The sequence below is a fragment of the Streptomyces sp. TBY4 genome, from assembly GCF_024213195.1.
Taxonomy (GTDB): domain Bacteria; phylum Actinomycetota; class Actinomycetes; order Streptomycetales; family Streptomycetaceae; genus Streptomyces.
The window spans coordinates 85623-92120 of the sequence record NZ_JANAVF010000026.1 but is presented as its reverse complement, the minus strand read 5'-3'; the positions used below and the strand labels follow the sequence as shown (position 1 = coordinate 92120).

Genomic DNA, 6498 nt, shown 5'->3' with positions numbered 1-6498 from the left:
CTTTTCAGCCGTCCGGCGTTTGAGGACCGGGGTCTGGGGCGGAGCCCCAGGGGGTCCGGGCGCAGCCCGGGGCCCCCGCCTTCAGCCGGTCCGGCGTTTGAGGACCGGGTGCGGGGCGCAGCCTGCTACCCCTCCCAGCCCGTCCGGCGTTTGAGGACTGGGGTCCGGGCAAAGCCCGGGGCCCCTGCTTCAGCCCGTCCGGCGTTTGAGGACTGGGGTCCGGGCGGAGCCCGGGGAACGGTGGAAGGGTGGGTAGGGGACCCAGCCCCGCAGGGCCCGGGCAGCCGCACCCGCGCAGCGGGCCCGGCGCCGCCGGATGGAATTCGGGGCGGAGGGGCGCAGCCCGGGAGGGGGAGTCAGGAAGGGGTCGGGGCCGTCCACGGGGGCGTGGGGATGATCAGGGGGGAGCCCGTCACCGGGTCGGGGATGACGATTGAGGCGAGGCCGAAGACCTCCTGGACCAGGGCGGCCGTGACGATCGAGGAGGGCGGGCCTTCGGCCACTACGCGGCCCGATTTCATCGCCACCAAGTGGTCCGCGTACCGCGCCGCCTGGTTGAGGTCGTGGAGGACGGCGACGACCGTGCGGCCGCGTTCGTGGTTGAGGCGGCGGACCAGGTCGAGGACTTCCACTTGGTGGGCGATGTCCAGGAAGGTCGTCGGCTCGTCCAGGAGGAGGATGTCCGTGTCCTGGGCGAGGGCCATCGCGATCCAGACCCGCTGCCGCTGTCCGCCGGACAGTGCGTCCACGGGACGGTCCGCCAGGTCCGACACCGACGTCCGGGCCATCGCGTCGACGACCGCCCGTTCGTCCGCTTCCGACCACTGCTGCCACCAGTGCTGGTGGGGCTGCCGTCCCCGTGCGACCAGGTCCGCGACCGTGATCGCTTCCGGGGCGGTGGGGGACTGCGGGAGGAGTCCGACGGCCCGGGCGATCCGGCGGGTGGGGAGGGAGGAGAGGGCTTCGCCGTCGAGGACGACCGTGCCGGAGCGGGGGCGGAGCAGGCGGCCGAGGGCGCGGAGGGTCGTGGACTTGCCGCAGGCGTTCGGGCCGACGATCACCGTGACTTTTCCGTCGGGGATGGTCAGGTTGAGTTCGTCGACGACCACCCGGTCCTCGTAGGCGAGGGTCAGGTCCTGGGCGGACAGGCGGCTCACGGCTTGCCTCCACTGCGGCTGTGCATGATCAGCCAGATCAGGTACGGGGCTCCGACGGCGGCGGTCAGGACGCCCACCGGGAGTTCGGTCGGGGAGAGGAGGGTGCGGGCGAGGAGGTCGGCCAGGACGACGATCACCGCGCCCGTGAGGGCGGAGGAGAGGAGGGGGATCTGGGCGGTGCCCGTCATCCGGCGGGCGATCTGCGGGGCCAGGAGGGCCACGAAGTCGACCGGGCCGGCGGCTCCGGTGGCCACCGAGGCGAGGATCACGCCGAGGGCGACCAGGCCGAGCCGGGTCCGGCCGAGCCGGACGCCGAGGGCCGTCGCGGTGTCGTCGTCGAGGGAGACGGTGCGCTGGGCGCGGGCCGCCCAGAGGACGGCGGGGAGGAGCGCGAGGACGGTCCAGGCGAGGGGGATGGCCACGTCCCAGCCGCGGCCGTTGAGGGAGCCGGTCATCCAGATCTGCGCCTGCTGCGCGACCAGGTAGTCGCCCTTGGTCATCAGGAGCGTGGTGACGGAGCGGAGGGCGATCGCGAAGCCTATGCCGATGAGGACGAAGCGCGTCGCGTGCAGGCCGCCCCGCCAGGCGAAGACGTAGACGAGGGCGGCGGCGGTCATGCCGCCGAGGACGGAGAGGTACGGGAGGACCGTGTACGAGGTGACGCCGAAGGTCAGCGCCGCCACCGTGACGGCGCTCGCGCCCTGGGAGATGCCGATGATGTCGGGGGAGGCGAGCGGGTTGCGGGCGACCGTCTGGATGAGGGCGCCGGCCACTCCGAAGGCCAGTCCGACCAGCAGGCCCACCGTCATCCGGGGCAGTCGGAGCGTGCCGACGACCAGGTCGTGGGGGGAGGGCTGCCCGAGGAGGACCTTGACCACGTCGCCGGGGGGAACGAAGGACTCGCCGACGGAGAGGTACGTGATGCACACCGCTGAGAGGAGGAGGGTCAGGGAGAGTGCTGTCGCTGCTGCGCGGCGGTGCAGGAGGAAGGAGCCGTGGCGGGGGCGGAGGAGGGTGTAGCCGGCGGGGAGGATCCGCGGAGGACTGGTGGTCATGCCGTCACCGTCTTCCTGCGGACCAGGGTGATGAGGAACGGGACTCCGATCAGGGCCGTCATCACTCCGGCCGGGACCTCGCCCGGCGGTACGAGGATCCGGCCGAGGACGTCGGCGACGAGGAGCATCACCGGGCCGATCAGGGCGGCCATCGGCAGGACCCAGCGGTGGTCGCTGCCGACGAGGGCGCGGGCGAGGTGCGGTACGGCGAGGCCGACGAAGGCGATCGGGCCGGCCGCGGCGACCCCGGCGCCGGTCAGGATCGTGGCGCCGAGGCCGCCGACGATCCGTACGGCGGCGACGTTCTGGCCCAGTCCCTTCGCGAGGTCCTCGCCCAGGGCCAGGGCGTCCAGGCCGCGGGCCACGGACAGCACGAGGAGGGCGCCGATGAGGAGGAAGGGCCAGATCTGGTGGACCACGCCGAGGTCGCGGCCGGTGATCGAGCCGACCTGCCAGAAGCGGAACTCGTCCAGCGCCGAGGCCTTCGTCGTGAGGACGCCCATGGTGACCGACACCAGCAGGGCGTTGATCGCGGCCCCGGCCAGCGCCAGCTTGACGGGGGTCGCCCCGCCGCGGCCGCCGGAGGCGACGGCGTACACGGCCACCGAGGCGATCCCGGCGCCCGCGAAGGCGAACCACACGTAGCCGCTGAGGGTGTGCACCCCCGCGAAGGCGATGGCGCAGACGACGGCGACCCCGGCTCCCTGGCTGATGCCGAGGATGCCGGGGTCGGCGATCGGGTTGCGGGTGATGCCCTGGAGGGCGGTCCCGGCGAGGGCGAGGCCCGCGCCGACCATCAGGGCTATGAGGGTGCGCGGTACGCGCAGCGTGCGGACGACCTCGGCGTCCGGGCCGGTCGCGCCGCGGAAGAGGGCATGGAAGACCTCGCCGGGAGGGATGGCGCGGGCGCCGACGGCGAGGCTGAGGAGCACCGCGCACACCAGTGCGGCGAGGCCGGCCGCCGTCCACGCGATGCGACGGGCCGTCAGGGCGTGCCGGGCCGCGGGGACGGGCGGCGGGGGAGCCGTGGGGGCCGCGGGAGCGGGGGCTGACATGTCACCAAATTTCACTGTCTGGTAAGGCGAGGCTAAGTCTACGTTCCCGTCGGCGGAGCCCTGCTCGGCACAATGGGGCCATGAGCCCTGAAACGCAGCTGACCGTCGGATTCGACCTCGACATGACCCTCATCGACTCCCGGCCGGGCATCAGGGCCGCCTATCAGGCGCTTTCGGCGGAGACCGGCACGTACATCGACGCCGACGCGGCCGTGACGCGGCTCGGGCCGCCGCTGGACGAGGAGCTCGCGTACTGGTTCCCGGAGGCGGAGATCCCCGCCATGGCCGACCGCTACCGGGAGATCTATCCCACACACGCCATCGAGCCGACCCCGGCGATGCCCGGCGCCCGCGAGGCGGTCGAAGCGGTCCGCGCCCTCGGCGGCCGCACGATCGTCGTCACCGCCAAGCACGAGCCCAACGCCCGCCTGCACCTGGACCACCTGGGCATCAAGCCCGACGCGGTCGTCGGCTGGCTGTGGGCGGAGGCCAAGGCCGTCGCCCTGCGCGAGTACGAGGCCCAGGTCTACGTCGGCGACCACGTCGGCGACGTACGCGGCGCCCGCGCCGCCGGTGCGCTGTCGGTGACGGTCCCCACCGGCCCGTGCCCGGAGCCGGAACTGCGGGCGGCCGGCGCCGACGTGGTCCTGGCGGACCTCACGGAGCTCCCGGCCTGGCTCGCGCAGTACGCGCGCACGCGGACCGCGTAGACCGGGAGCCCGGGGAAGGACCGGCGGCCCTACGCCTGCGAGGCGCGGGCCGCCGTGCGCTGTGCGGCAGCCGAGCGCAGCACGCCCGCCGCCGAGATCGCGAAGCCGACGCCCATGAGCATGCACACGGCCCACGCGTACGACGGGAACGGGTCCATGTCGAGGAAGAGCGGGGCCATCGTGGCGAGCGTGGCGACGGCGCCGGCGATGAAGACGATGCCGCCGGCCTTGACGAGCGCGTCGCCGGGGCGGGCCGCGTCGTCGGCGGGCTGCCCGGACTGCTCGGACTGATCGGGCTGAGGAGTAAGGGTCACCCGGTCAGGGTAGTTCCCTGGCTGGAGCGGTCATCCGCGAAGGACCGGGGAACGTCTTGTCACCCGGGGCCTGGCTACTAGCCTGAGAGGTGCGGGTCGGTGACCCGCTTCCCAACCGACGAGCGCAAGGACAGAGGACGGACGTGCCTACCGGCAAGGTCAAGTGGTTCAACAGTGAGAAGGGCTTCGGCTTTCTCTCCCGCGACGACGGCGGCGACGTCTTCGTCCACTCGTCGGTGCTCCCCGACGGGCTGGACGCGCTCAAGCCCGGCCAGCGCGTGGAGTTCGGAGTGGTTGCGGGGCAGCGCGGTGACCAGGCACTTTCGGTGATCGTCCTGGAACCGGCCCCCTCCGTCGCGGCCGCGCAGCGCCGCAAGCCGGACGAGCTCGCCTCCATCGTGCAGGACCTCACGACCCTGCTGGAGAACGTCACGCAGCAGCTGGAGCGGGGCCGTTACCCCGACAAGGCGCAGGGCGGGAAGATCGCCGGCATGCTGCGCGCGGTGGCCGACCAGCTCGACGTCTGACCGGATCGAAGGACCGTGCCCCGCCGCCCATCAGGGCCGCGGGGCACGTCCATGCCTGCGGAGAGGTCTACGGGAAGGCCAGTGCGTCGGCTGCGATGGCCGGAACCAGGCCCTCGGCGGCCGCCCTGGTCAGCAGCCCGCGGACCGCCGCGTACCCGGCTTCGCCGAGGTCGGCGGTGAACTCGTTGACGTACAGCCCGATGTGCTGGTCGGCGACGGCCGGGTCCAGCTCCTGCGCGTGCGCCCGTACGTAGGGCCGGGAGGCCTCGGGGTCCGCCCAGGCCATCCGGACCGAGGTACGGGCCGACTCGGCGAGGGCGCGCAGCGCGTCCGGGCCCAGGGAGCGCTTGGCGATGATGGCCCCGAGCGGGATCGGCAGGCCGGTCGTGGACTCCCAGTGCTCGCCCATGTCGGCCAGGCAGTGCAGTCCGTAGTCCCGGTAGGTGAAGCGGGCCTCGTGGATGACGAGTCCGGCGTCCACCCGGCCGTCGCGCACGGCGGGCATGATCTCGTGGAAGGGGAGGACGACCACCTTGCCGACGCCTTCGGGCAGTACGTCGGCGGCCCACAGCCGGAACAGCAGGTAGGCGGTGGAGCGTTCGCTCGGGACGGCGACCGTCTTGCCGGTCAGGTCCAGTCCCGGCTCCCGCGTCAGGACGAGCGGTCCGCAGCCGCGGCCGAGCGCGCCGCCGCAGGGCAGGAGCGCGTACTCCTCCAGCACCCAGGGCAGGACGGCGTAGGACACCTTCAGCACGTCGAGTTCGCCGCGCTCGGCCATGCCGTTGGTGACGTCGATGTCCGCGAAGGTGACGTCGAGGTCGGGCGCGCCGGGGATCCGGCCGTGGGCCCAGGCGTCGAAGACGAAGGTGTCGTTCGGGCAGGGCGAGTACGCGATCCGCACGGGTGCCGTGGAGTCTGGTCCGGTCATGAGGGTCCTCCCCAGGAAGCGAGTACGGGTCCCAGTGCCCGGAAGCAGTCGGCCAGCGCCGTCAGCGCCTCGCCGATCCGCCAGGCGTCGCGGTCCCGCGGGCCCACGGCGTTGGAGACGGCACGGACCTCCAGCACGGGCAGCCCGTGGGCGGCGGCGGCCTCCGCGACCCCGAAGCCCTCCATCGCCTCGGCCCCGGCGAGCGGGTGACGGGCGGTGAGGACGGTCGTACGGGCGGCGGTGCCGGTGACGGTGGAGACGGTCAGGACGGGCGCGAGCAGCGCCCCGGTCGCCTCGGCGGCGCGCGCGGCGAGCTCCGCGGGAGGCAGGTGCACGCTGCGGCCGAAGCCTAGTTCGGTGACGGTCAGGAACCCCTGCGGGGTCTCGGCGCCCAGGTCGGCGGCGACGATCGCGTCGGCGACCACGAGGGAGCCGATCGGGGCGGCGGGCGCGAACCCGCCGCCAATGCCGGCGGAGACGACGAGGCCGTAGCCGCCGGTGGCGGGTGCGAGCGCCAGGGCGGTCGCGGTGCCCGCGGCGGCGGCGGCCGGGCCGACTCCGGCGGCCAGTACGTCGAAGGCTCCCCGGCGGTGGATGAGGTAACCGCCGGGGAGGGTGCGCGGCTCGGGGCCGTGCTCGTGGTCGGGGCCGCGGTCGGGGGTGTGGTCGGGATGAGGGACCGGACCGGACAGGCCCCGGACGACGGAGTCGGCCTCCGCCGTCACCGCGGTCACGATGAGCGCGCGCATGGT

8 protein-coding genes are annotated in these 6498 nt (G+C 73.6%); 2 read left to right on the top strand and 6 right to left on the bottom strand.

All coding sequences use genetic code 11. The features are described 5' to 3' along the window. Positions 1 to 356 precede the first annotated feature (356 nt). The 3 genes from NLX94_RS37305 to NLX94_RS37295 are packed head-to-tail and all read right to left on the bottom strand — an operon-like array spanning position 357 to position 3267. Positions 357 to 1157 (bottom strand): ABC transporter ATP-binding protein, encoded by an 801-nt coding sequence (locus NLX94_RS37305; RefSeq protein WP_254387721.1) that lies wholly within the window; start codon positions 1155 to 1157, stop codon positions 357 to 359. Beyond that, positions 1154 to 2212, bottom strand: coding sequence for an iron chelate uptake ABC transporter family permease subunit (locus NLX94_RS37300; RefSeq protein ID WP_254387720.1), 1059 nt, complete (start codon positions 2210 to 2212; stop codon positions 1154 to 1156). The genes NLX94_RS37305 and NLX94_RS37300 overlap by 4 nt, the downstream gene beginning before the upstream one ends. Beyond that, positions 2209 to 3267 carry an iron ABC transporter permease gene (locus tag NLX94_RS37295; protein ID WP_254387719.1) on the bottom strand — a complete coding sequence of 353 codons (1059 nt, stop codon included), beginning with the start codon at positions 3265 to 3267 and terminating at the stop codon, positions 2209 to 2211. Before NLX94_RS37295 ends, NLX94_RS37300 begins: the two co-directional genes overlap by 4 nt. Before the next feature lie 80 nt (positions 3268 to 3347). Here NLX94_RS37295 and NLX94_RS37290 point away from each other — a divergent pair, with 80 nt between their 5' ends. Continuing rightward, the gene (locus tag NLX94_RS37290) at positions 3348 to 3977 is read left to right on the top strand and encodes an HAD family hydrolase (protein ID WP_254387718.1); all 630 of its coding nucleotides are present in this window, start codon (positions 3348 to 3350) and stop codon (positions 3975 to 3977) included. A gap of 29 nt (positions 3978 to 4006) precedes the next feature. Here the strand turns inward: NLX94_RS37290 and NLX94_RS37285 are convergent, their stop codons facing one another. Further along, positions 4007 to 4291, bottom strand: a complete 285-nt coding sequence (locus NLX94_RS37285) for a hypothetical protein (RefSeq protein WP_254387717.1) — start codon at positions 4289 to 4291, stop codon at positions 4007 to 4009. 143 nt (positions 4292 to 4434) lie between these two features. Here NLX94_RS37285 and NLX94_RS39190 point away from each other — a divergent pair, with 143 nt between their 5' ends. Further along, complete coding sequence (locus NLX94_RS39190; protein WP_308402644.1) at positions 4435 to 4818, top strand: cold-shock protein; 384 nt, start codon at positions 4435 to 4437, stop codon at positions 4816 to 4818. Positions 4819 to 4885: 67 nt separating this feature from the next. On the opposite strand, the gene NLX94_RS37275 is transcribed toward NLX94_RS39190, so the two are convergent. Then, a complete protein-coding gene (locus tag NLX94_RS37275) occupies positions 4886 to 5746 on the bottom strand; it encodes a 1,4-dihydroxy-6-naphthoate synthase (protein ID WP_254387716.1) in 861 nt (286 codons plus the stop codon). Beyond that, positions 5743 to 6495 (bottom strand): futalosine hydrolase, encoded by a 753-nt coding sequence (locus NLX94_RS37270; protein WP_254387715.1) that lies wholly within the window; start codon positions 6493 to 6495, stop codon positions 5743 to 5745. Before NLX94_RS37270 ends, NLX94_RS37275 begins: the two co-directional genes overlap by 4 nt. Positions 6496 to 6498 lie beyond the last annotated feature (3 nt).

Bases quoted from the DNA above. Each gene is read 5' to 3' on its own strand.
- NLX94_RS37300 (WP_254387720.1), bottom strand. From the start codon at position 2,212: ATGACCACCAGTCCTCCGCGGATCCTCCCCGCCGGCTACACCCTCCTC.
- NLX94_RS37290 (WP_254387718.1), top strand. From the start codon at position 3,348: ATGAGCCCTGAAACGCAGCTGACCGTCGGATTCGACCTCGACATGACC.
- NLX94_RS37275 (WP_254387716.1), bottom strand. From the start codon at position 5,746: ATGACCGGACCAGACTCCACGGCACCCGTGCGGATCGCGTACTCGCCC.
- NLX94_RS37270 (WP_254387715.1), bottom strand. From the start codon at position 6,495: ATGCGCGCGCTCATCGTGACCGCGGTGACGGCGGAGGCCGACTCCGTC.
- NLX94_RS37295 (WP_254387719.1), bottom strand. From the start codon at position 3,267: ATGTCAGCCCCCGCTCCCGCGGCCCCCACGGCTCCCCCGCCGCCCGTC.